The organism is Dactylosporangium maewongense (assembly GCF_039531485.1).
Taxonomy (GTDB): Bacteria; Actinomycetota; Actinomycetes; order Mycobacteriales; family Micromonosporaceae; genus Dactylosporangium; species Dactylosporangium maewongense.
Genome location: NZ_BAAAQD010000018.1, coordinates 54,472 through 77,907 on the forward strand (window position 1 = coordinate 54,472; position 23,436 = coordinate 77,907).

A 23,436-nucleotide genomic window follows, 5' to 3' on the forward strand; every position below is an offset into this window, starting at 1 on the left:
GGGTACCGGGCCGATCGGGGCTCAGGCTGCGGGGAAGGGGTCGCGGAACGTGAACGCATCGGATGACGGGCCCTTGCGTCGCAGCAGGTCCAGCCGCTCCCCCGCCTCCTCGACCGTCGGGATGTGCCCCGCCGGGATCCACCAGTTGACGGCGTACACGTCCCCGAGTGGCACGAACCACTCGCGCCGCCGTCGCAGCACGTCGAGGTGACCGCTGCGGAACGTGAAGTCCCGCAGCGTCTCGAGGCTCTCCCACACGGACAGGTTGACGAGCAGGTCGACGCCGAACGGGCGCAGCGAGGTCGCGTCGGCCCCGCCGTCGTCGACGAGCCGCCAGACGAACCCCGGCCAGCCGTCGGCGATGGCGTTGATCCGGTCGAGGTCCCCGTAGAAGCCGGCCATGCGGGGGTCTTCCTTCGGCCCGACGGTCCGGCCGACGTTCAGCTGCGCGAGGTGGAAGGTCATGGCGTCATTCTAAAACTAACCATGGTTATTTTTGGTACCGCCTAACGGTCACACAGCACCCGTCCGGCCGGGGGTCGATCTGGACCCGCTCCCCGAGCGCCCCTTCCAGCAGCGCCAGGTTCGCCCCGCAGACCAGCGCCGCGTGCGTCCTCGCCACCCCGTCGAACGGGCAGTTCCGCAGCCGCCACACCGCACCGTCCTCGTACGGCTCGTACCCCAGCCCCCGCAGCAGCTCCTCGTCGCTGGTCGCGTCCCGCTTCAGGCGCTCGCCCTGCCGCCGCGCCGCCTCGTACAGGACCGGCTCCACCCCGGCCTCCTCGACGGCGTCGGCGAACACCGTGGCCAGGGTCCGGTAGTCCCGCGGCGGCAGGCTCAGCTCATGTTCGGCCGCGGCTCGCCGGTACAGCTTCGACGGCCGCCCCGCGCCGGGCCCGCTGCGCCCGTTGACCCGCGCGAACGACACCTCGACCAGCCCCGCCTCGGCCAGCCGGTCCAGATGGTGCGCGGCCAGGGTCCGCCCGATGCCCAGCCCGTCCGAGACCGCGTTCCGGCTGACCGCCTCCCCGCTGCGGGCGACGTACTCGTACACGGCCCGGCGCTGCGGCTCGGCCAGCGCTGCGATCGCATCGGCATCCACCCGACCAATCATCCCAGCAGCACAGCCACCACCGTCAGCGTCACCATCGACACCGCCGTGGACGCGACGACGGCGTCCCGCGGGAAGCGCCCGTCCACGCCGTACGCACGGGCGAACACGAACGTGTTCTGCGCGGTCGGCAGCGCGGCACACAGCACCGCCGCGAACAGCCCTGCGCCGTGCAGCCCGAGGACGTACCTGGCGAGCAGGAAGCACACGAGCGGCTGGACGCACGACTTGAGCACCACCGACAGCGCCACCTCGACCGGGCGGGCGGGCGCCTGGTCGGGGTCGTTCGTGCGTACCAGCGACAACCCCAGCGCCACGAGCGCGGACGGCACCGCGGCGTCGCCGAGCAGCGCCGCGACCCCGGCCAGCAGCGGCGGCAGCTTCAGCCCCACGGCCCCGAGCGCCACCCCGGCGACGCAGGCCAGCATCACCGGACTCCGCAGCGGCACCGTCACCAGCCGCCGCCACGCCCGCCCATCTGCTTCTTCCACCCGAGCCAGGTCCAGCGTCCCCAGGATCACCGGCGTGAGGATGGTCGTCTGGATGAGCAGCACCACCGCGATGAACGACGCGTCCCCGAGCACCTGCACCGCCACCGGTATGCCGAGGTTCCCCGCGTTGACGTACCCGGCCGCCATGCCCGCGATGGTCTGCTCCCCCAACGACCGCCGGAACCCCCACCGCGCCACCCCGAACCCGACCGCGCCCACCACCACCGTGGCACCCACGAACGCGGCGACCCCCTCCCCCGCGAACCCGGCGATCGGCCGCCGACTCAACGTGTCGAGCAGCGCCGCGGGCATCGCCACGTAGAACACGAACCGCCCGAGCACGTCCACCGCCCCGAGCCCCAGCACCCCGGTCCGCCCGGCGACGTAACCGACAGCGGTAAGCGCCCAGATCGGCACGAACGCCGCTAACACCCCCACCTCACCACGGCGCTCTCCCCCAGCACGACCACCCTCACCCGCTCACCCATGTCACCCACCCGTCCCGCGCGCCGGCCCTCCCTCGGACTGTCGCATCGTCCCCTCACCCCCCAACACCACCCCGCCCGCAGCGTCACCTTGAGCACACGACCCACGACCCCCGACCGCCGCCTCCGCCCGCCCGTTGATCGAAGGACAGACCTGGCCACGATGGCGACCACCCCCATCCTTCGATCACGCCCACGCCCACGAAGATCAGCGGCCGCCAACCGGCGACAGCCTGGGGACACCCACCGCACCGCCGCCCCCGACCAACTGGCGCCACCCGAACGCAGCAAGAGCAACACGGCAGCCACCGAGCTCCTCCCGCAGGAACCGCGCGATCACGCCTCGCCCCACACCTCCCGTCCCCGCGCACCGTGACTCGCGGCCATGAGGTCCATGAGGCGTCCCGCCTTGGTGGAGCCAACGCGCAACTGAGTCACGCGCCGTCGTCGGAGTCCTGGAGAGCGGCGAGACCTCAGGAACTCATCAGGCCTGACAAGAACGTCGCAGGCCTTGCAACCCTCTAGGAGCCAGCGACGCCACGGTCTCCAGGAACTCCATGAGGCAGCTGGCCGGCCTGGGAGGGGCCGCCGCGCACCTCGCGCGTCCCCAGCCACGAGAGCAGCAGCCGCTTGCGCGACAGCGGGGTCAGGCGTCGACTTCGGCGGCCTTGAACGGTGCGGCCCCTCGGAAGCTCGTCAGGGCTTGAGAAGGACGTCACGGCCCTTGGACAGCCCTCGGAAGAGCCGGCGACACCGCACATCTCCATGAAGCCCACGAAAGCGGTCAGCCTTGACGAGGCCGGCGCCGAGCTTGCAGGACCCAGCCGCGGAAGTGACAGCCGCTTGCGCGGCAGCGGGGTCAGGCGCCGCCTTCGGAGCCCTTCAAAGCGGTGAGGACCTCAGGGAGAACGTCGCGGACCTTGGAGCCCCCGGAAGGCCGACAACGCGGCGGGTCTTCACCCAGCCCACATGGCCGGCCGGCCTCGACGAAGCCGACACGCAGCTCACGCGCCCCCGTCGCAGAAGCAGCAGCCGCTTGCGTAGCAGCGGGGTCAGGCGCCGGCTTCGGAGTCCTAAAGAGCGGCGAGGACCTCAGAAAGCTCATCAGGCTTGATGAGGACGTCGCGGGCCTTGGAGCCCCCGGAAAGGCCACGCCGCAGGTCTTCACCAAGCCCCATGGCCGGCCGGGCTTGACGAGGCCGGCGCGCAGCTTGCAGGGCCCCGCCGCGGGAGTGGCAGCCTCTGCGTGGCAAGCGGGGTCAGGCGTCGTCTTCTGAGTCCTTCAGAGCGGTGAGGACCTCGGGGAGCTCGTCAGGCTTGATGAGGACGTCGCGGGCCTTGGAGCCCTCGGAGGGGCCGACGATGCCGCGGGTCTCCATCAGGTCCATGAGGCGGCCGGCCTTGGCGAAGCCGACGCGCAGCTTGCGCTGCAGCATGGAGGTGGAGCCGAACTGGCTGGTGACGACGAGCTCGATGGCCTGGAGCAGGAGGTCGAGGTCGTCGCCGATCTCCTCGTCGACCTTCTTCTTGGTGTCCTCGGGCTTGGTGGTGACGCCGTCGCGGAACTCGGGCTCGCGCTGCTCCTTGCAGAACTTGACGATGTCGTTGATCTCGGTCTCGCTGACCCAGGCGCCCTGGATGCGGATGGGCTTCGAGGCGCCCATCGGCAGGAAGAGGCCGTCGCCGCGGCCGATGAGCTTCTCGGCGCCCGGCTGGTCGAGGATGACGCGGGAGTCGGCGAGCGACGACGTCGCGAACGCCAGCCGCGACGGCACATTCGCCTTGATGAGACCGGTGACGACGTCGACGCTGGGGCGCTGCGTGGCGAGGACCAGGTGGATGCCGGCCGCGCGGGCCAGCTGCGTGATGCGCACCACCGAGTCCTCGACGTCGCGCGGCGCGACCATCATGAGGTCGGCGAGCTCGTCGACGACGACCAGCAGATACGGGTAAGGGCGGATCACCCGCTCGCTGCCCGGCGGCGCCGTGATCTGCCCGGCGCGGACCTTGCGGTTGTAGTCGTCGATGTGGCGGACGCCGGCGGCGGCCAGGTCGTCATAGCGCATGTCCATCTCGCGCACGACCCAGTCGAGCGCGTCGGCGGCCCGCTTCGGGTTGGTGACGATCGGCGTGACCAGGTGCGGGATGCCTTCATAGCTGGTCAGCTCGACCCGCTTCGGGTCGACCAGCAGCAGCCGCACCTCGTCGGGCGTCGCCCGGGTCAGCAGCGACACGAGCAGCGAGTTGAGGCAGCTCGACTTGCCCGCGCCGGTCGCGCCGGCGATCAGGATGTGCGGCATCTTCGCCAGGTTGGCCAACACATAGCCACCCTCGATGTCCTTGCCGAGGGCCACGATCAGCGGGTGATGGTCGCCGGCCGCGACGCGCGAACGCAGCACGTCGCCGAGCGCGACATTCTCGCGGTCGGGGTTGGGGATCTCGACGCCGACGGCGCTCTTGCCGGGGATCGGGCTCTGGATGCGCACGTCGGGCGACTTCACCGCATAGGCGATGTTGCGCGACAGGGCGGTGATCCGCTCGACCTTGACGCCGTGGCCGACCTCGACCTCATAGCGCGTGACCGTCGGGCCGCGGGTGAAGCCGGTGACGAGCGCGTCGACGCCGAACTGCTCGAACACGCTCTGCAGCGCCGCGGTCACCTCGTCGTTGGCCCGGGTGCGGCCGCGCGGGGCGTCGCCGGTGCCGAGCAGGTCCGGCGGCGGCAGCTTGTAGTCGGTGTCGGTGAGCGCGAGCTGCTCGGCGCGGGTCGGCAGCGGCGAGTGCTCCGGCGGGTCCTTCTCCTTCTCTTTCTCCTTGGCCTTCTTGCGCGAGGCGGCCGCGGGCCGTGGCAGCACGACGGTGTCGTGCACGATCGCGTCGTCGCCGAAGCCCCCGCCGGGGCCTCGGTCGGGGCCTCGGTCGGGCGCCGAGGCGTCGTAGCCGAGCGGGCCCTCCTCGTCGTCGAGCGGGTGCGGCAGCGCGGCCTGCCGGCGGCGGGCCGGTGCGCGGCGCGCCGGGCGCGGCTCCGGCTCCTCGTAGAGCTCCTCGAACTCCTCGTCGACGTCGAGGGTCGGGTCCTCGACGCGCCCGAGCGCGAGGTCGCGCAGCTGCCGCCAGCGCTGCGGGATGCGGCTGATCGGGGTGGCGGTGACGACCAGCAGGCCGAACCCGGCGAGCAGGAGCAGCAGCGGGACCGCGACCCAGGAGGTCACGGCCTTCTCCAGCAGGCCGCCGGCGGCGCGGCCGAGCAGCCCGCCGGCCTTGTCCATGAGCTGGGGGGCCTCGGGGCTGCCTGCCGCGAGGTGCATGAGGCCGGTGCCGCCCAGGAAAAGCGCGCTCCAGCCGACGAGGCCGCGGCCGCGGTGGTCCTCCTCGGGGTCGGAGCGCATGACCCGGATGCCGCCGACGACCAGCAGCACCGGCAGGATCGCCGCGGCGCCGCCGATGAACGTGTGGCAGATGCCGGCGAGCCAGTGCCCGACGGGCCCGGCGGACTGGAACCACAGCGCGGCGGTGAGCAGCACGGCGAGGCCGATGAGGCCCAGGCCGGCGCCGTCGCGGCGGTGCTCGGGGTCGAGCCCGCGCGCGCTGGCCGCCTGGCGGCCCACGGCCCGCGCGGCCCAGCCGACGCCGTGTGCGACACCCATCCAGACCGCGATCATGCCCCGCCCGAGCAGTCCGAGCGGCGTGGCGACCACGGCGCCGCCGCGCCGGCGCGCCCGTGGCGTCACCGTGCGGCGCGCCGCCGGAGCCCGCTTGGCGGCGGCCCGGGAGGTCGAAGCCGAGGTCGAGCGGCCGGTCGAGGCCACAGCCGTCCGCTTCGCCGGAGTCGTCCGTTTGGACGGCGTGCTCGACCCGCCGCGGGCGCTGGGGGTGCCACCGCGGCCGGCCTGAGAGGTGCGGCCCGCCATGGTCACACCGTAGCGGTAGGCTCCGACATTTCTTCGGAGCGGCGGGTCGTGTTCCGGCGCTTTCTGTAGCGCACGTAGATCCCGACGTAGGACACCGCCACCAGTACACCCACCAACACCTGCAACAGATGGGTGTAGCGCTCCGGATAGAGGACGCCTTCGATGTACTGGTCGATGAAGCCGCGCCCGACGCCGGTCTCGCCGGCCTTGCGGCGGGCCCAGTGCTCGACCAGCGTCAACGGGCAGGTGAGCGGGATGCTCACCACGGCGAGGCCCCAGGCGGCGGCCGCGAGATGCGGCCACAACGCCCTGGGCCAGCGCCAGGCGAGGAACCCGCCCAGCACCACGTACGCGAGATAGCCGAAGTGCACGACGAGCACGGTGGACGCCAGCACCTCGTACATCTCGCTAGACCTCCACCACCGTCGGGACGATCATCGGCCGGCGCCGGTACGCCTCGTTGACCCAGCGTCCGACGGTGCGCCGCACGATCTGCTGCAGCTGGTGCGGATCGGTGATGCCCTCGGTCGCGGCCTTGTTGAGCGCATCAGTGACCAGCGGCAGCACCGCGGCGAACACCGCCGGGTCGTCGGAGAAGCCCTTCGCCGACACGGTCGGGCCGGCGACGACCTTGCCGGTCACCGAGTCGATGACCACGGTCGCCGCGATGAACCCGCCGTCGCCGAGGATCCGGCGCTCGGTGAGCAGCGACTCGCCGACGTCGCCGATGGCGAGGCCGTCGACGTACACGTACCGCGACCGGATGTGACCGACGAGGGAGGCCTTGCCGTCGACGAGGTCGACGACGTCGCCGTCCTCGCAGAGCACGACCCGGTCGTCGGGGACGCCGGCGTCGCGGGCGAGCTGGGCGTGCGCCCGCAGGTGCCGCCACTCGCCGTGGACCGGCATGAAGTTGCGCGGCTGCACCACGTTGAGCAGGTAGAGCAGCTCACCGGCGGGTGCGTGCCCGGACACGTGGACCTTGGCGACGTCCTTGTGCACGACGAGCGCGCCGGCCCGGGACAGCTGGTTGATCACGCGGTACACCGCGGTCTCGTTGCCCGGCACCAGCGACGACGCGAGCACGATCGTGTCGCCCTCGCCGATCTGCACGTGCCGGTGATCGCCGTTGGCCATCCGGCCGAGGGCGCTCATCGGCTCACCCTGCGAGCCGGTCGACATCAGCACGACCCGGTCCTCGGGCAGCCCCATCGCCTCGTCGATCGGCACCAGCAGCCCCGCGGGGATCCGCAGCAGCCCCAGGTCGCGGGCGATGCCCATGTTGCGCACCATGGACCGGCCGATCAGCGCGACCTTGCGGCCGTGCAGGTGCGCGGCGTCGAACACCTGCTGGACCCGGTGCACGTGCGACGCGAACGACGCGACGATGATCCGCCCCTTGGCCCGGCCGAAGGTCCGCTCCAGGACCGGGCCGATCTCCCGCTCCGGGGTGACGAACCCGGGGATCTCCGCGTTGGTCGAGTCGGACAGCAGCAGGTCGACGCCCTTGGCGCCGATCCGGGCGAACCCGGCCAGGTCGGTGATCCGGCCGTCGAGCGGCAGCTGGTCCATCTTGAAGTCACCGGTGTGCAGCACGGTGCCGGCCGTCGTCGTCACGGCCACCGCGAGCGCGTCCGGGATGGAGTGGTTGACCGCGAAGAACTCGCACTCGAACGGCCCGAGCCGCTCGACCTGGCCTTCCTTGACCGTCAGCGTGTACGGCTCGATGCGGCGCTCGGCGAGCTTCGCCTCGACCAGCGCGAGGGTGAACTTCGACCCGACGAGCGGGATGTCGGGCTTGTGGGCGAGCAGATACGGCACGGCACCGATGTGGTCCTCGTGGCCGTGGGTGAGCACGATCGCCTGCACCTGGTCGAGCCGGTCGAGGATCGACGAGAAGTCGGGCAGGATCAGGTCGACACCGGGCTGCTCCACGTCGGGGAAGAGCACCCCGCAGTCGATGATGAGCAGCTTGCCGTCGAGTTCGAACACCGTCATGTTGCGCCCGATGGCGCCCAGCCCGCCCAGCGGCGTGACCCGCAGGGCTCCTGGAGTGAGGGGCGGCGGTGGTTCGAGCTCGATGTGTGCCACCGTCATAGGGCCACTCCGAGGTCGTTGTGATGTGCCATCTGGTCTGCGGTGCCAATCGTGCGGCCCGCCTCAGCGCAATCCTCCCGCAGCCGGCCGAGCTCCGCCGCGTTCGCCGGCACCAGCGGCGGGCGCACCGGCCCGGCGGGCAGGCCCAGCAGCGTCAGGGCGGCCTTGGTGAGGATGACTCCCTGCGTGCGGAAGAACCCGCAGAACGCGGGGAGCAACTGCAGGTGGAGCGCACGGGCGCGGGCGACGTCGCCCTCCTCGTGCGCCAGGATCATCCGCTTCGTCTCCGGCCCGAACACGTGCGTCGGCACGCCGACCACGCCCACGGCGCCGACCGACAGCAGCGGCAGGGTCAGCTTGTCTTCACCCGAGTAATACGCCAGATCGGTGCGCTTGATCACCCAGGCGCTCTCGCCGAGGTCGCCCTTGGCGTCCTTCACCGCGACGACCCGGTCGTGCTCGGCGATCCGGCACATGGTGTCGGTCTCGATCGCCACACCGGTCCGGCCGGGGATGTCATACACCATCACCGGCAGCCCGGAGGCGTCGCCGATCGACCGGAAGTGCTGGAGGATGCCCGCCTGCGGGGGTTTGTTGTAGTACGGGGTGACGACGAGCAGGCCGTCGGCGCCCGCCTTCTCCGCGGCGCGGGCCAGCTCGATCGTGTGGTGCGTGTCGTTGGTGCCGACGCCGGCGATCACCGTGGCCCGATCGCCGACGGCCTCGATGACGGCCCGCAGCACCTGGTCCTTCTCGGCGTCGCTGGTGGTCGCCGACTCGCCGGTGGTCCCGTTGACCACCAGGCCGTCATGGTCCTGGTTGTCGACCAGGTGAGCGGCCAGCCGCGCCGCACCGTCGACGTCGAGCGAACCGTCAGCGCGGAATGGCGTGACCATCGCGCTGAGCAGCCGGCCGAACGGCCGGCCGGGGTCGGAACCGGTGCGTGTCATACGCACAACCTAGCGGACGCCTTCCGGTCGCTCAGCTCAAGATTCCCAGCTGTACTGAGCGGCGGCGACCTCGGTGCCGTCAGCCAGCGTACTGATGGTGAAATCCGCGAATACGTTCGGCGCCACGCGCTGCAGCTCCTTGAGGCACGCGATCGCCACCTCACGGATCTCGACGTCCGCCGCCTCCGTCGCCCGCATCGTCACGAAGTGCCGCCACGCCCGGTAGTTGCCGGTCACGACGATCTTCGTCTCGGCCGCGTTGGGCAGCACCGACCGCGCCGCCTGCCGGGCCTGCTTGCGCCGGCTGGTGCCGTTCTCGACCTCGCTGAACCTGGCCTCCAGGCCCTCCAGCAGCTCGTTGTACGCGCGCAGCGCCGCCTCGGAGGCCTCGACGAACACCTTGTGCAGCGCCGGGTCCTCGGCGATCACGTCCGGCTCGACCATCTGGGCCTCGCGACCCGGCACATACCGCTGCGACAGCTGCGAGAAGGAGAAGTGCCGGTGCCGGACCAGCTCGTGCGTGAACGACCGGGACACCCCGGTCAGGTAGAACGTGACGGTGCCGTGCTCCAGCACCGACAGGTGCCCGACCTCGAGAATGTGCCGCAGGTAGCCCTCATTGGTCGCGGTCGCCGGGTTGGGCTTCTTCCACGACTGGTAGCACGCCCGGCCCGCGAACTCCGCCAGCGCCTGACCGCCATCCGCGTCCGTGTCCCACGGCACGTCCGCGGGCGGTTCGAAATGGGTCCAGGCGATGGCTTTGGCTTCGAGCATTTCAGGAGCCTACTAAACGAACAGCCAGTCGAATGGCGCCCACGGCAGGTTCCTGACCACTGAGAATATGAGCCACGCCACGAGGAATCCGATCAGCGTGCCGCTGGACAGCTGCATCATCGGCAGCACCTTACGGTTCGCCAGCCGGTTGATGGTCCAGCTCGCGTACATGTACGCGAGGAACGGCGCGGCGAACACCAGCATCGCGTGGTGGTGCGCCGCGGCCGGGATGTCACCGTGCAGCAGATACCAGGCCGCGCGCGTGCCGCCGCACCCCGGGCAGTCGAACCCGGTGAACAGCTTCATCACGCACGTCGGCGCGTCGGTCGCACCCGCCTGCGTCGGCCGCATGAGCAGCGTATAAGCCACCCCGCCGGACACCAGCGCGGTCAGGCCGAGCGGCGACACCCACCTCGGCGTCCGCTCCGCCAGCCTCGCGAGCCGCCCCTTCGGCGGTGTCACGTAGGCATACTGGTAGCCATACGGCGGCACCTCGTGACCACCCGCGCCAGGCTGGACCACGTCCGCGGCGGACCCACCGGGCAGAAGGTGCGCGGCCATCCCGTCACTGGCGGGCACGGCCTGAAGGGGTGACGTCACGCTCTTCACGCTACACCGTCCCAGCCACCATCCCCGCCACCGAGCACGCCCACGATCATGCGGCGGCAGCGCAGTCGTCAGGCCGGGCGGTCAGGCGGTCATCGCCTTGGCCAGGTCCACCGCGAAGTCACCCGCAACCGGTAATTCCACCCGCTCCAGCCCCAACCACCCCGCGAACCGCCGCAGCTCCGCCCACAGCGCCGAAGCCACCTCGGGGCGGGAAGGGGCGCCGCGCCCGGTCAGGGGCTCCACCCACACCGCCGGCACCAGCAGGGTCGAGGAGCGCCGGTCGGCCTTGAGGTCGACGCGGGCCACCAGGCGGTCACCCAGGAGGAACGGCAGGACGTAGTAGCCGTAGAGGCGCTGGAGCGGCGGCACGTAGATCTCGATGCGGTAGGTGAAGCCGAACAGCCGCGCCACGCGGGCCCGCTCCCACATCAGCGGGTCGAAGGGGCTGACGAGGGTGGCGGCGCCGATGCGGCGGGGAGTGGGGGCCTCGTGGTGCAGGTAGGCGCGGGGCTGCCAGCCCTCCACCTCGGTGGGGATGAGCTCGCCGGACTCGACCAGCTCGGCGATCGCGGTGCGGGCGCCGGCCAGGGGCAGGCGGAAGTAGTCGCGCAGCTCGGCCTCCGCGGCGATGCCGAGGGAGCGGGCCGCGACGCGGACCAGGTCGCGGTAGGCGTCGGCCGGGTCGGGGGTGGGGGCGGCGAGGACCGCGGCGGGGAAGATGCGCTCGGGGACGTCATAGACGCGGGCGAAGGACGAGTTGCGACTGGCGACGCTGACCTCGCCGGTGTAGAAGAGCCACTCGATCGCGGTCTTGGTGTCCGACCAGTTCCACCCCCAGTGGTCCTTGCTGCGGGGCTTGGCCAGGTCACCCTCGACCTCGTTGGCGGTCATGGGGCCCTTCGCGCGGATCTCTTCGAGGACCCGGCGGATCAGGTCGGGCTGCTCGCGGGCCAGGCGGACCATCCGCCCCCACGCGGCGCCGGACTGCATGCGCCAGCGCAGCGCCGGGTGCAGGTGGACCGGGACGAGCGACGCCTCGTGGGCCCAGTATTCGAACAGCTCGCGGGGGCGCCGGTAGGCCATCCTGTCGAGCAGCTCGGTCGGGTAGGGGCCCAGGCGGCTGTAGGCGGGCAGGTAGTGCGCGCGCTGGACGACATTCACCGAGTCGATCTGCAGCAGACCTGTGCGGCCGAGGACCCGCTTCAGGTGGCGCCGCTCGGGGACGCCGGTGGGGACCCTGTCGGCGAAGCCCTGGGCGGCGAGAGCGATCCTCCGCGCCTGCGTAAGTGTCAGCACCCCGCGAGGCTAACCCCGGGGTATGACAAAAAAGGGGCGGCCCGAAGGCCGCCCCCTGGAACGAACGATCTATGCGCCGACGAGCGGCCGGGAAGGCTCCCCGGCGTCCTTCGCGTCGAAGGCGGCGCTCACCCGCCGGTCGATCTCGACGAGGTCCGGGTCGGGCACGTCCTCGACGACCGGGCCGGTGGAGGTGGCCGGGTTGGCCCGGCGCGCCGGGCCGGAGCTCTCCGAGGCGGGCTCCCGGATCGGCAGGGTGATCAGCAGGGCGATCATGAGCAGGATGTACGCGTTGCCGCCGATCAGGCCGAGGCCGTCGAACTTCATGTGGAAGGCCCACGGCGTGCGGCTGCACAGCAGCAGGTACGAGAAGATCCCGAAGATCATGATGTGGCGCCGGCGGCGGGCTTCGGTGCTGCGGTCGGTCGCGTGGTCGAGCAGGACCGCCATCGAGGGCAGGACCCACACGAGGTGGTGGATCCAGCTGATCGGGCTGATCATGCAGCCGACGAGACCGGTCAGCGCCAGCCCGGCGAGCTCGTCGCCGGCCTTGACCGCCTTGCGGACCCGCCACGCCCAGACGGCGAGCGCACCGAGCACGAGCAGCGCCCACAGCGGCTTCATCGGGTCCGGGTTGAACAGGCGGGCGACGAGGCCGCTGAGCGCCTGGTTGGACACGAACGTCGCGGAGCCGACGCGGTCGGTGTTCCACATCGCGTCGGTCCAGAAGACCCGCGAGGCGTCCGGCGCGAAGGTCGCCGCGGCCCAGGTCGCGGCGGCCGCGGTGGCCGTGGAGACGGCGGCGGCGCGCCAGCGGCGGGTCACCACGAGGTACAGGATGAACACACCCGGCGTGAGCTTGATCGCGGTGGCCAGGCCGACGCCGATGCCGCCGAGGCGCGAGCCCCCGCGGACCAGCAGCAGCAGGTCACCGACGACCATGAAGAGCAGCAGGATGTTGACCTGGCCGAAGTTGACGGTCTCGCGCACCGGCTCGAAGGCGGCGACGATGCCCATCGCGATGGCGAGGGAGAACCAGAACTGCCAGCCCTGACGCTTGATGACCGGGCCGATGAGCCAGGTGACGATGCAGCCGAGGGCGACGACGTTCATCGTCACGCTGATCGCGATCGCGGTGTGCCACCCGATCAGCGCCATCGGCGACATCAGCGCGGCGGCGAACGGTGGGTAGGTGAAGCCGTACGGCGTGCCGGGCACCAGGTAGTCGTAGATGTCGCCACCCTTGTTCACCCAGTAGTCCATGGCGCCGTAGTAGACCTTGAGGTCGAAATACCCGTTTCTCGCCGCGGCCACGTACAAGAAGGCCCACACGACGGCCCACACGGCCGCCACGATGAGCACCTGCTTGACCCGGGGCCGAAGCTTGGGCCGGACGGCCGTCAACACGGCGACTCGTCCTCGCTCCGCCACTTGTGCTGCCCTCCACTCGCTCGTTGCTGGCTACCTGCTGCCTGACTCAACGGTTGCTCGGGTCCAACTGTGACGAGCCGCCGCTACCCAGCCACGTGGCTCTTCACACAAATTCCGTAGCCACTCCGTGGCGCGGAACACACATCCGTAGGCTGCTGCGTCATGACGCACGGGTTCGTCCGACCGGCGCGACTCGACGACGTCGTCGAGATCACGCGAATCCAACTCACGACCTGGCGGGTCGCCTATCGGCGACTCCTGCCCCAACACATCCTCGACCAACTGGACGAGGACTGGATTACCCGCAGGTGGCGGGACGCAATCACGGAGCCGCCGACCCCCGAGCACCGGGTCCTGGTCGCGGTGGAGCAACAGGAGTCGCCCAGCGCCGGACCGACCTCAGCATACGTCGTGGGTTTTGCCGCGTCAGGTCCGGCAGACGACACCGCACTGGCTCCGGAGGAAGATCACACCGTCTTGACGAAGGCCGCCGCGATCACCGATGTCCTGGTTGAACCGAGGTGGGGACGGCGCGGCCACGGCAGCCGATTGCTGGCGGCTAGTGTGGATTTGTGGCGTACTGACGGATTCACGACAGCGCTTGCCTGGACATTCGCTGAAGACCGTGTTACGCGTCGATTTCTGGAGAGTTCCGGCTGGGCCCCGGACGGGGTCAGCCGGTCACTCGATGTTGATGATCTGCTCGTCCCGCAGGTCCGTTGGCACACGTCGCTCGAGGCCCAGGAAGACCCAGTCGTTACCTCGATGTGACCCTGTTGCGCCCGAATTGGGGCTTCCGGATCCCAGTATCTGGAATCATCAGACGAAACGCGAATCGGTTACGCAACGTGACGCTAGTCGAGCAGCGGGCCGAGCCCGACGGTCAGTCCCGGCCGGGTGACGACGGCGCGGACGGCGAGCAGTACCCCCGGCATGAAGGACTTCCGGTCGAACGAGTCGTGCCGGATGGTGAGCGTCTCCCCTGCGGCGCCGAAGAGCACCTCCTGGTGCGCGACGAGCCCGCGGGCCCGCAGCGAGTGCACCGGGATGCCTTCGACGTCGGTGCCGCGGGCCCCCGCCATCTCCTCAGTGGTGGCGTCGGGCACTGGCCCGAGCCCCGCGGAGGCCCGCGCCGAAGCGATGAGCTGGGCGGTGCGCAGCGCCGTGCCGCTGGGCGCGTCGATCTTCTGCGGGTGGTGCATCTCGACCACCTCGACCGACTCGAAGTAGCGGGCGGCGCGCGCCGAGAACTCCATCATCAGCACCGCGCCGACGGCGAAGTTCGGCGCGACGACGATGCCGACGCCCGGCGCGGACGCCAGCAGGGACCGCACCTCGTCCAGCCGCTCGGTGGTGAAGCCGGAGGTGCCCACCACCGCGTGCACGCCATGCGAGACGCACCACCGCAGCGTGTCCATCACCGCGTCCGGCGTGGTGAAGTCGACGAGCACGTCGAAATCGGGCGCCAAGGCGTCACCGACGTCCAGCGACGCCACGAGCGAGAGATCCGAAGCGGCGGAGACGGCCTGGCAGGCCTCAGTGCCCATACGGCCGCGCGCGCCCAGCACGCCGACCCTGATCTGCGAAGTCACGCGGGATAATTTATCCCAAAGCTCCCGCGAAGGCGTTGTCGTCGAACTCCCCGATCACCGCGAGGGACATCGGGCGCGACAGCAGCTCGCCGGCCACCTGACGGACCATCTCGGGCGTGACGAGGTCGACCCGGCGCAGCACCTCGTCGACGGAGAGCAGCTCGTCATACAGCAGCTCACCCTTGCCGAGACGGCTCATCCGGGACCCGGTGTCCTCCAGGCCCAGCACGACGGCGCCCTTGAGCATGCCCTTGCCGCGCTCGACCTCCACGTCGGTGACGCCCTCCTCCGCGACCCTGGCCAGCTCGTCCCGGGTGATGGCGAGGACCTCCTCGACCTTGCCGGGCGCGCAGCCGGCGTAGACCCCGAAGAGCCCGGCGTCGCTGTACTGCGACGTGAAGGAGTAGACCGAGTAGGCCAGCCCGCGCTGCTCGCGGATCTGCTGGAACAGCCGGCTCGACATGCCGCCGCCGAGCACGTTGTTGAGCGCGCCGAGGGCGAAGCGGTTGTCGTGCTGGCGCGGGTACCCCACGCAGCCGAGCACCACGTGCGCCTGCTCGGTGTCCTTGGCGCGGACCACGATCTGCCCGGACCGGGACGGCACCCTCGTGGTGCGGGAGCGCCGCGGCGCCGGGTCCGTGGCGTCCGACAGGCCCGAGAACGCCGCCCGGACCGCCTTGACGACCTTCGCGTGGTCGAGGTTGCCGGCGGCGGCCACGACCATCTGCGACGGCTGGTACCGCCGGCGGTAGAAGCCGTCGATCTGCTTGCGGGTCAGCGCCGAGATGCTCGACACGGTGCCGGAGATCTGCCGGCCCAGCGGGTGGTTGCCGAAGATCGCCTCGGTGAAGACGTCGTGCACCTCGTCGCCGGGCTCGTCGTCGTGCATGGCGATCTCCTCGAGGATCACGCCACGCTCGGTCTCGACGTCCGCGTCGGTCAGCACCGAGTCGATGACCAGGTCACACACCACGTCGATGGCGAGCGGCAGGTCGGCGTCGAGCACGCGCGCGTAGTAGCACGTGTACTCCTTGGCGGTGAACGCGTTGGTCTCCCCGCCGACCGCCTCGATCTGCGAGGAGATCTCCAGCGCGCTGCGCCGCTTGGTGCCCTTGAAGAGCAGGTGCTCCAGGAAGTGGGACACCCCGGACAGTGCCGGGGTCTCGTCCCGTGAGCCGATGCCGACCCAGACGCCGAACGACACGCTTCGCATCGACGGAATTGCCTCGGTCAGGATGCGCAGCCCGTTGGGCAGCACGGTGCGGCGCACCGTGCCACCCAGCGGGTCATCTGCCAACGTCTGGGTCAGCGGTCGACTCACCATGTCTCAGCTGTGCCGGTTCCGCCGACGACGGAACTCGCCACCGTCCTCGCCACCCTCGGCGGAGCCGCCCTCGGCGGAGCCACCCTCGTCCGAGCCGCCCTCCGACGAGGAAGGCGCCGACGACTGACGGGGGCCGCGGTCGCCGCGGTCACCACGGTCGCCGCGCTCACGCGAGCGGGGGCCACGGTCACCACGGTCCCGGCCGGCCGGCCGGTCGCCGCCCGCGGGGGCACCGCCACCCGCCGCCGCGGCCTCGGCCGCCGCGGCGGCCTCCGCCTCGGACAGCACCTTGTCCAGGTAGATCTTGCCGCGGTTGTCGATGTCCGCGATCTGCACCTCGACCTTGTCGCCGACGTTGAGGAAGTCCTCGACCCGGTCGACGCGCTTGCCGTTGCCCACCTTCGAGATGTGCAGCAGGCCGTCGCGCCCCGGCAGCAGCGAGATGAACGCGCCGAACGCGGCCGTCTTCACCACGGTGCCGAGGAACTTGTCGCCGACCTTCGGCATCGTCGGGTTGGCGATGGCGTTGATCCGCTCGACCGCGGCCTCGGCCGACGGGCCGTTGGTCGCGCCGACGTAGATCGTGCCGTCGTCCTCGATGCTGATCTCGGCGCCGGTCTCGTCCTGGATCGCGTTGATGGTCTGGCCCTTGGGTCCGATCACCATGCCGATCTTGTCGACGGGGATCTTGACCGTGGTCACGCGGGGCGCGTACTGGCTCATGCCGGCCGGCGACTCGATCGCCTCGGCCATCACGTCGAGGATGACGTGCCGCGCGTCGTGGGCCTGCTGCAGGGCGCCCGCGAGGACGTCCGACGGGATGCCGTCGAGCTTCGTGTCCAGCTGCAGGGCCGTCACGAAGTCACGGGTGCCGGCGACCTTGAAGTCCATGTCGCCGAACGCGTCCTCGGCACCGAGGATGTCGGTGAGCGTCACGTACTCGGTCTTGCCGTCGACCTCGTCGGAGATGAGGCCCATCGCGATGCCCGCGACCGGCGCCTTCAGCGGCACACCGGCGGACAGCAGCGCCATCGTCGAGGCGCAGACGGAGCCCATCGAGGTGGAGCCGTTGGAGCCGAGCGCCTCGGAGACCTGACGGATCGCGTAGGGGAACTCCTCGCGGGCCGGCAGCACCGGGATCAGGGCCCGCTCGGCGAGCGCGCCGTGGCCGATCTCGCGCCGCTTCGGCGAGCCCACCCGGCCGGTCTCACCGGTCGAGTACGGCGGGAAGTTGTAGTTGTGCATGTAGCGCTTGGACTTCTCCGGCGCCAGGGTGTCCAGCGTCTGCTCCATGCGCAGCATGTTGAGCGTGGTGACGCCCAGGATCTGGGTCTCGCCGCGCTCGAAGAGGGCCGAGCCGTGCACCCGCGGGAGCACCTGGACCTCGGCGGTCAGCGGACGGATGTCGCGCGGGCCGCGGCCGTCGATGCGGACCTGCTCGCGCAGGACACGGGCGCGGACCTCGTTCTTGGTCAGCGACCGCAGCGCGGCGCCGATCTCCTTCTCGCGACCCTCGAAGCCCTCGGCGAGGCGCTGGAAGGCGGCCTCCTTGATCCGGTCGAGGGCCTCCTCGCGCTCCGCCTTGGAGGAGATGCGCAGCGCCTCGGAGACCTCGTCCTTGACCGCGCCGGCGACGGCCTCGTAGGCGTCGGGCTGGTAGTCGAGGAAGGTCGGGAACTCCTGGACCGGCTTCGCGGCGACGGCCGCCAGCTCGGACTGGGCCCGGCACAGCTCGCGGATGGCGGGCTTGGCGGCCTCGAGGCCACCGGCCACGACCTCCTCGGTCGGCGCGGGCGCGCCGCCGGCGACGAGGGCCACGGTGTGCTCCGTCGCCTCGGCCTCGACCATCATGATCGCGACGTCGCCGTCGGGCAGGGTGCGGCCGGCGACGACCATGTCGAACGTGGCGCGGCCGAGCTCCTCGAGCGTCGGGAACGCGATCCACTGGCCGTCGACGTGGGCCATGCGGGTGGCGCCGATCGGGCCGGAGAACGGCAGACCGGACAGCTTGGTGGACATCGAGGCGGCGTTGATCGCCACGACGTCGTAGGGGTGGGCCGGGTCGAGGGCGAGGATCGTCTCGACCACCTGGACCTCGTTGCGCAGGCCCTTGACGAAGCTGGGGCGCAGCGGCCGGTCGATCAGGCGGCAGGTGAGGATCGCGTCCTCGCTGGGACGGCCCTCGCGGCGGAAGAACGAGCCGGGGATCCGGCCCGCGGCGTACATCCGCTCCTCGACGTCGACCGTCAGCGGGAAGAAGTCGAACTGGTCCTTCGGTGACTTGCCGGCCGTCGTCGCCGACAGCACGACCGTCTCACCCAGCTGGGCGAGCGCGGAACCGGCGGCCTGACGGGCGAGGCGGCCCGTGGAGAACGTGATCTCCCGGGTGCCGAACGCGCCGTTGTCGATGACCGCGGTGCTGGAGTGCGTACCGAGATTGCTCTGCTCGGTCATGTGTTGTGGTGCTCCTTCGGGTTGTGGTGCGCCCAGGCGGAGCTGTCTGCGGCCGGTCTTCGATCGAAGCTCACGGGGCTGATCTGCCCGGAAGCCACTACCGAGGACCGGTGCGCCGACACGCTCGGCGGGGCGACTGCTCCATACCAGTGTGTCACTACACGAAGGGGAGCGACGCATGGACGCCGCTCCCCACCGTGCGAGTCGTTATCGCCGCAGGCCGAGCCGCTCGATCAACGAGCGGTAGCGGGCGATGTCGCTGCGCTGCAGGTAGTTGAGCAGGCGGCGGCGACGGCCGACCAGCAGCAGCAGGCCGCGCCGGCTGTGGTGGTCGTGCTTGTGCTTCTTGAGGTGTTCGGTGAGGTCCGCGATCCGCTTGGTCAGCATCGCGACCTGGACCTCCGGCGAGCCGGTGTCCCCTTCGCCGGTCGCGTACTTGCCCATGATCTCGGTCTTCTGCGCAGAGTCGAGCGCCATGTTCTCCCTTAAAGGTTGGATCTGAACGGGCCAGCCCCGCGGCGTCGTGCAGGCAGCCTGACCCCCGCCGGTCACCCGGCGTCGACACAAGGCTAACAGACGGGACGGTCCAGCACTCGTCTGGCCTGTGCGACGTCGTCGTGGATCTGCTCGACCAGCGGCTCGACGCCGGTGTACACCCGCTGCTCACGGAGGCGTTCGACGAAGTCGACGGCGATCCGCTCGCCGTAGAGGTCGCCGGCGAAGTCGAGCAGGAAGGACTCGACCCGCCGCTCCTTGCCGGAGAACGTCGGGTTGGTGCCGATGGAGACCGCCGCGCGGTGCGGCTCGCCGTCCCGGTCGCGGGTCACCCAGGCGGCGTAGATGCCGTCGGCGGGGACCGCGGCGTTCGGCGCGGTCAGCAGGTTGGCCGTGGGGAAGCCCAGCTCACGGCCGCGCTGGTCGCCCCGCACGACGACGCCCTCGACGCGGTGCGGGCGGCCCAGCGCGCGGGCGGCGGCGACCACGTCACCCGCGTCGACGCAGGCCCGGATGTAGGTCGAGGAGAACACGGTGCCCTCGTCGGCCACCAGCGGCGCGCCCTCCACCCCGAAGCCGAACGTGCGCCCGAGCCGGTGCAGCAGCTGCAGGTCACCGGCGGCCTTGTGGCCGAACCGGAAGTTCTCCCCCACCACGACCAGCGCGGTGTGCAGGTGCTCGACCAGCGCGTCGTGGACGAACGCCTCCGGCGACAGGTGCGAATACTCGACAGTGAACGGGATGACGCACAGCACGTCGACGCCGAGCGCCTCGATCAGCTCCGCCTTGCGGGACGGCTCGCTCAGCACCGCCGGGTGCGACCCGGGCCGGACCACCTCCGACGGGTGAGGGTCGAAGGTCAGCACGACCGACCGCACGCCCAGCTCGCCGGCCCGCTTCACGACGTGCCCGATCACCTGCTGGTGCCCCCGGTGCACGCCGTCGAAGACGCCGATCGTGGTGACCGCGCGCCCCCATCCACCCGGCGCTGCCTGCGTTCCCCGCCACCGCTGCATGGTTGCGAGCCTAACTCTTGTGGCGTTTCCGGCAGGTGTACGGGTGGCGACAGCCGCTCGTGTGACCTTTGCGGCAGGTGTACGGGTCGCGACGGGCGCTCGTGTGACGTTTGCGGCGGGTGTACGGGTCGCAGCGGGCGCTCGTGTGGCGGTCGCGGCGGGTGTACCGGTGGTGTCAGGGCACGAGCACGATCTCCGGCCGCGCCCGGCCGTCCTTCTCCCGGACGATGGCGAGCACGCTGCCGTCCGGCGCGAAGACCGCGTACGGCTCGGCGACCCCGATCGGGGCGAGCGACCCGCCGTGCGAGAGCGTCTTCGCCTCGACCTCGTCGGCGTCGCGGCGGGGGAAGGACCGTGCGGCGGCGGCCGGCAGCGGCATCGTGACCGGGTCGTCCCGCTCGGCCAGCTCGTCCAGGGTCGCCGCCTCGGCGAGGGTGAACGCGCCGACGGCCGTGCGGCGCAGCGCGGTCAGGTGCCCGCCGACGCCGAGCGCCGCGCCGAGGTCCCGGGCGAGCGCGCGGATGTACGTCCCGGACGAGCACGCGACGTCGACGTCGACGTCGACCCACGTGTCCGAGCGGTTGATGCCGAGCACCTCGAGGCGGGCGACGGTGACCGGCCGGGCCTGCAGCGCGACCTCCTCGCCGGAGCGGACCCGGTGGTAGGAGCGGACCCCGTTCACCTTGATCGCCGACACGGCGCTGGGCACCTGCAGGATCTCCCCGCGCAGCGGGGCGAGCCCGGCGTGCACGTCGCCGTCGGTGACCCCGCTCGCGTCCACAGTGGACACGATCTCGCCCTCGGCGTCGTCGGTGACGGTCGCCTGCCCGAGCCGGATCGTGCCGCGGTACTCCTTGGTGCTGCCGATGACGTACGTGAGCAGCCGGGTCGCCTTCTCCACGCCGATGATGAGCACCCCGGTCGCCATCGGGTCGAGGGTGCCGCCGTGCCCGACCCTGCGGGTCTTCGCCAGCCGCCGCATCCGCGACACCACGTCGTGCGAGGTCATCCCGCCGGGCTTGTCGACGACGACGAGCCCGCCCTGCGTTGCTGCCTTCTGCGCCACGACGGGTCAGCCTAACCGCCGTGCACAGTGAGGGTGTGCCACAGGTACTTCAACAGCTGTAGCCGCTCGGGATCGGCGTGGGCGGCGCGGGCGGCGCGGCCGATCAGCTCGGCGTCGACGAAGGGCCGCGACCAGCGCTCACACAGCAGCACCGCCAGGGGGCGCACCTCGGGACCCCGGAACTCGTCGTCGATCTCGTCCGGGCTCAGGCGCGGCCCCGCCCGCCATTCGAGCTTGATGCCGTACCGGTCCGCGAGCGTCTCCGCGGCGGGCAGGTGGCCGGCGAAGCTGTCGTCGAGGACGAGCGCCGCCACGTCCCGGGCGAGGTCGACGGGGCCGTGGACCTGCGCCTCGACGTAGTCGTCGAGCGGTCCGGCCGCGGCGACGTGGTCGGCGAGGCCCGCCAGTACCGGCGCCAACGCGTCGAACACGCCCGCCTCCCGGGGCTCGTGGAAGCTGTCCCCCAGGGTGAACGTGGCGCGCGTGTTGACCTCTGGGCGCAGGCGCAGGTGGGCGGAGCCGAAGCGGCGGGCGGCGCCGGCCGGGTGGCGGCGCAGGTCGAGGGCGCCGTACTTGGGCCGGTCGGCGGGCACGACGCCGGGCCGCTGGTAGGCGCCGCCGAACATGCGCTCCTCCCAGCGGTCGCGGTCGCCGCCCGGGTGCGCCGTGAGGCCGCCGTTGGAGATTCCGGTCTCGAACTGGCTGCGGAACCGGCCGTCGGCGAGCAGCCCCGCGATCACGGTGCGGCCGCCGGCGTCGATGCGGTCGGGATGGAAGTTGATCGTCACGACGGCGTCGACCGGGTCGGTGCGCGGGCCGGCCGCCGCCCGCACGTGCCCGAGCGCCTCCAGCTGCGCGGCCGTGAGCTGTGCGTCCACGGCGCGCAGTATGTCAGCGGACCGCGCCGGCCACCGCCCATTTGTCGCCGGTGAGGCGCCACAGCAGGCCGCCCAGGCGCAGCGCGATGAACAGGCACAGTGCGACCCACACCCCGCGCAGGCCGGCGTCGAGCAGGTACGCCAGCCAGATGCCGGGCAGGAAGCCGCCGAGCGCCGAGACGAACGTGAGGTTGCGCAGGTACCGCACGTCGCCGGCGCCGAGGAAGACCCCGTCGAGCGCGAAGACCACGCCGGCGGCCGGCATCATCGCGACGAACCACCACCAGGCGGTCTTCGCCTGGGCGTACACCTGATCATCGGCGCCGAACCAGGGCCGGACGGTGGCGAGGGCGGCCGCGACCAGGACCGCGAACACGGCGCCGGAGACCAGCCCGGCGGCGGTGATGCGGCGGGCGAGCAGGCGTGCCTCGTCGACCTGCTCGCCGCCGAGCGCGGCGCCGACGAGGGACTGCGCGGCGATCGCGACGGCGTCCAGGGCGAGCGCGGTGAAGAAGAACAGCTGGATCGCGATGAGGTGCGCAGCGAGGCTGGCGGTGCCGAAGCGGGCCGCGACCGCCGACGCGGACAGGAAGCACGCCTGGAACGCCGCACCGCGCAGCAGCAGGTCGCGGCCGAGCACCAGCTGGTGGCGGATCACGTCCAGGTGCGGCCGCAGCGGGACCCGCTCGGTCAGCAGCGCCCGGACGAACAGCAGGCCGGCCGCCGTCTGCGCGACGACGTTCGCGATCGCGGAGCCGGCCAGGCCGAACCCCAGCGGGTGCACGAGCAGGGGGCAGAGCACGGCCGACAGCGCGTTGGCGCCGAGCACGTAGTAGAGCGGGCGGCGGGTGTCCTGCACGCCGCGCATCCACCCGTTGCCCGCGGTGCCGAGCAGCAGGCCGGGCGCGCCCAGGGCGGCGATGCGCAGCCAGTCGGCGGCGCCGTCGGCGACCGGGCCGGGCGACCCCGCGACGGCACGGGTCAGCGGCCCGGCGAACACCTCGAGGACCACCATGATGACGACCCCGCCGGCGAAGGCCAGCCAGGACGCCTGGACGCCCTCGGCGACCGCGGCACCGCGCTGCCCGGCGCCGAAGCGGCGCGCGGCGCGGCCGGTGGTGCCGTAGGCGAGCACGTTGCCCAGCCAGACGGCGAGCGCCATGATCTGCCCGCCGATGGCGAGCGAACCCAGCTCCTCGCGGCCGAGGTGCCCGACGACCGCCGTGTCGACGAGGACGTAGAGCGGCTCGGCGGCGAGCACCACGAGCGCGGGCAGGGCGAGGGCGGCGACACGACGCATCGGGGTCACCGCGACAGCGTAAGGAGAAGCCTCCCTACACGCTACTTACAGGGTGATCAGCCCCGGCGGTCCATCGACATCTGCAGGGCGGCACGGGCGCGCTCACGCGTCTCGGTGGTGGGCTCCTGCGGCTTGGGCTGGGACTTCGGCTGCTCA

At 71.5% G+C, this 23,436-nt stretch carries 20 protein-coding genes; 1 reads left to right on the forward strand and 19 read right to left on the reverse strand.

Features of this window, described 5'->3' with window-relative positions:
* Positions 1-21: 21 nt before the first annotated feature.
* From ABD332_RS37585 to ABD332_RS37635, 11 genes are all read right to left on the reverse strand, one after another.
* The gene (locus tag ABD332_RS37585; RefSeq protein ID WP_344507803.1) at positions 22-465 is read right to left on the reverse strand and encodes a DUF3291 domain-containing protein; all 444 of its coding nucleotides are present in this window, start codon (positions 463-465) and stop codon (positions 22-24) included.
* Between the two features lie 25 nt (positions 466-490).
* Positions 491-1,102 (reverse strand): helix-turn-helix transcriptional regulator, encoded by a 612-nt coding sequence (locus tag ABD332_RS37590; RefSeq protein ID WP_344507805.1) that lies wholly within the window; start codon positions 1,100-1,102, stop codon positions 491-493.
* Positions 1,103-1,110: 8 nt separating this feature from the next.
* The gene (locus tag ABD332_RS37595) at positions 1,111-2,040 is read right to left on the reverse strand and encodes an AEC family transporter (RefSeq protein ID WP_344507807.1); all 930 of its coding nucleotides are present in this window, start codon (positions 2,038-2,040) and stop codon (positions 1,111-1,113) included.
* 1,306 nt (positions 2,041-3,346) lie between these two features.
* The gene (locus ABD332_RS37600) at positions 3,347-5,998 is read right to left on the reverse strand and encodes an FtsK/SpoIIIE family DNA translocase (protein WP_344507809.1); all 2,652 of its coding nucleotides are present in this window, start codon (positions 5,996-5,998) and stop codon (positions 3,347-3,349) included.
* Between the two features lie 2 nt (positions 5,999-6,000).
* Complete coding sequence (locus ABD332_RS37605; RefSeq protein ID WP_344507811.1) at positions 6,001-6,402, reverse strand: DUF2784 domain-containing protein; 402 nt, start codon at positions 6,400-6,402, stop codon at positions 6,001-6,003.
* Between the two features lie 4 nt (positions 6,403-6,406).
* Positions 6,407-8,095 carry a ribonuclease J gene (locus tag ABD332_RS37610; protein WP_344507813.1) on the reverse strand — a complete coding sequence of 563 codons (1,689 nt, stop codon included), beginning with the start codon at positions 8,093-8,095 and terminating at the stop codon, positions 6,407-6,409.
* Complete coding sequence (dapA, locus tag ABD332_RS37615) at positions 8,092-9,045, reverse strand: 4-hydroxy-tetrahydrodipicolinate synthase (protein ID WP_344507815.1); 954 nt, start codon at positions 9,043-9,045, stop codon at positions 8,092-8,094. The genes ABD332_RS37610 and dapA overlap by 4 nt, the downstream gene beginning before the upstream one ends.
* 36 nt (positions 9,046-9,081) lie before the next feature.
* A complete protein-coding gene (gene thyX, locus ABD332_RS37620; RefSeq protein ID WP_344507818.1) occupies positions 9,082-9,819 on the reverse strand; it encodes an FAD-dependent thymidylate synthase in 738 nt (245 codons plus the stop codon).
* 12 nt (positions 9,820-9,831) lie between these two features.
* Positions 9,832-10,419, reverse strand: a complete 588-nt coding sequence (locus ABD332_RS37625) for a DUF2752 domain-containing protein (RefSeq protein WP_425552350.1) — start codon at positions 10,417-10,419, stop codon at positions 9,832-9,834.
* A gap of 90 nt (positions 10,420-10,509) precedes the next feature.
* Positions 10,510-11,724, reverse strand: a complete 1,215-nt coding sequence (locus ABD332_RS37630; RefSeq protein WP_344507819.1) for a winged helix-turn-helix domain-containing protein — start codon at positions 11,722-11,724, stop codon at positions 10,510-10,512.
* Positions 11,725-11,793: 69 nt separating this feature from the next.
* Positions 11,794-13,131: a glycosyltransferase 87 family protein gene (locus tag ABD332_RS37635; RefSeq protein WP_344507821.1), complete on the reverse strand. Its 1,338-nt coding sequence runs from the start codon at positions 13,129-13,131 to the stop codon at positions 11,794-11,796.
* A 186-nt stretch (positions 13,132-13,317) separates the two neighbouring features.
* Here ABD332_RS37635 and ABD332_RS37640 point away from each other — a divergent pair, with 186 nt between their 5' ends.
* The gene (locus ABD332_RS37640; RefSeq protein ID WP_344507823.1) at positions 13,318-13,926 is read left to right on the forward strand and encodes a GNAT family N-acetyltransferase; all 609 of its coding nucleotides are present in this window, start codon (positions 13,318-13,320) and stop codon (positions 13,924-13,926) included.
* 83 nt (positions 13,927-14,009) lie between these two features.
* On the opposite strand, the gene dapB is transcribed toward ABD332_RS37640, so the two are convergent.
* The 8 genes from dapB to ABD332_RS37680 form a co-directional block, all read right to left on the reverse strand.
* On the reverse strand, positions 14,010-14,747 hold the full coding sequence (gene dapB / locus ABD332_RS37645; protein ID WP_344507824.1) for a 4-hydroxy-tetrahydrodipicolinate reductase: 738 nt from the start codon (positions 14,745-14,747) through the stop codon (positions 14,010-14,012).
* 10 nt (positions 14,748-14,757) lie between these two features.
* Entirely contained in the window at positions 14,758-16,071 is a 1,314-nt protein-coding gene (locus ABD332_RS37650; RefSeq protein WP_344507825.1) for a M16 family metallopeptidase, read from the reverse strand.
* A 3-nt stretch (positions 16,072-16,074) separates the two neighbouring features.
* A complete protein-coding gene (locus tag ABD332_RS37655; protein ID WP_344507827.1) occupies positions 16,075-18,525 on the reverse strand; it encodes a polyribonucleotide nucleotidyltransferase in 2,451 nt (816 codons plus the stop codon).
* A gap of 207 nt (positions 18,526-18,732) precedes the next feature.
* Positions 18,733-19,002 (reverse strand): 30S ribosomal protein S15, encoded by a 270-nt coding sequence (gene rpsO / locus ABD332_RS37660; protein WP_344507829.1) that lies wholly within the window; start codon positions 19,000-19,002, stop codon positions 18,733-18,735.
* A 92-nt stretch (positions 19,003-19,094) separates the two neighbouring features.
* Entirely contained in the window at positions 19,095-20,036 is a 942-nt protein-coding gene (locus ABD332_RS37665; protein ID WP_344507831.1) for a bifunctional riboflavin kinase/FAD synthetase, read from the reverse strand.
* Between the two features lie 175 nt (positions 20,037-20,211).
* The gene (gene truB / locus ABD332_RS37670; protein ID WP_344507833.1) at positions 20,212-21,102 is read right to left on the reverse strand and encodes a tRNA pseudouridine(55) synthase TruB; all 891 of its coding nucleotides are present in this window, start codon (positions 21,100-21,102) and stop codon (positions 20,212-20,214) included.
* A gap of 11 nt (positions 21,103-21,113) precedes the next feature.
* Positions 21,114-21,980, reverse strand: a complete 867-nt coding sequence (locus tag ABD332_RS37675; RefSeq protein WP_344507835.1) for a DUF3626 domain-containing protein — start codon at positions 21,978-21,980, stop codon at positions 21,114-21,116.
* A 13-nt stretch (positions 21,981-21,993) separates the two neighbouring features.
* Positions 21,994-23,280 carry an MATE family efflux transporter gene (locus ABD332_RS37680; protein WP_344508173.1) on the reverse strand — a complete coding sequence of 429 codons (1,287 nt, stop codon included), beginning with the start codon at positions 23,278-23,280 and terminating at the stop codon, positions 21,994-21,996.
* Positions 23,281-23,436 lie beyond the last annotated feature (156 nt).

Excerpts from the sequence above, each read along its gene's own strand:
- ABD332_RS37610 (WP_344507813.1), bottom strand. The coding sequence starts at position 8,095 with ATGACGGTGGCACACATCGAGCTCGAACCACCGCCGCCCCTCACTCCA.
- ABD332_RS37680 (WP_344508173.1), bottom strand. The coding sequence starts at position 23,280 with ATGCGTCGTGTCGCCGCCCTCGCCCTGCCCGCGCTCGTGGTGCTCGCC.
- ABD332_RS37655 (WP_344507827.1), bottom strand. The coding sequence starts at position 18,525 with ATGACCGAGCAGAGCAATCTCGGTACGCACTCCAGCACCGCGGTCATC.
- ABD332_RS37665 (WP_344507831.1), bottom strand. The coding sequence starts at position 20,036 with ATGCAGCGGTGGCGGGGAACGCAGGCAGCGCCGGGTGGATGGGGGCGC.
- thyX (WP_344507818.1), bottom strand. The coding sequence starts at position 9,819 with ATGCTCGAAGCCAAAGCCATCGCCTGGACCCATTTCGAACCGCCCGCG.
- ABD332_RS37650 (WP_344507825.1), bottom strand. The coding sequence starts at position 16,071 with ATGGTGAGTCGACCGCTGACCCAGACGTTGGCAGATGACCCGCTGGGT.
- ABD332_RS37640 (WP_344507823.1), top strand. The coding sequence starts at position 13,318 with ATGACGCACGGGTTCGTCCGACCGGCGCGACTCGACGACGTCGTCGAG.
- ABD332_RS37600 (WP_344507809.1), bottom strand. The coding sequence starts at position 5,998 with ATGGCGGGCCGCACCTCTCAGGCCGGCCGCGGTGGCACCCCCAGCGCC.
- rpsO (WP_344507829.1), bottom strand. The coding sequence starts at position 19,002 with ATGGCGCTCGACTCTGCGCAGAAGACCGAGATCATGGGCAAGTACGCG.
- dapA (WP_344507815.1), bottom strand. The coding sequence starts at position 9,045 with ATGACACGCACCGGTTCCGACCCCGGCCGGCCGTTCGGCCGGCTGCTC.
- ABD332_RS37585 (WP_344507803.1), bottom strand. The coding sequence starts at position 465 with ATGACCTTCCACCTCGCGCAGCTGAACGTCGGCCGGACCGTCGGGCCG.
- ABD332_RS37605 (WP_344507811.1), bottom strand. The coding sequence starts at position 6,402 with ATGTACGAGGTGCTGGCGTCCACCGTGCTCGTCGTGCACTTCGGCTAT.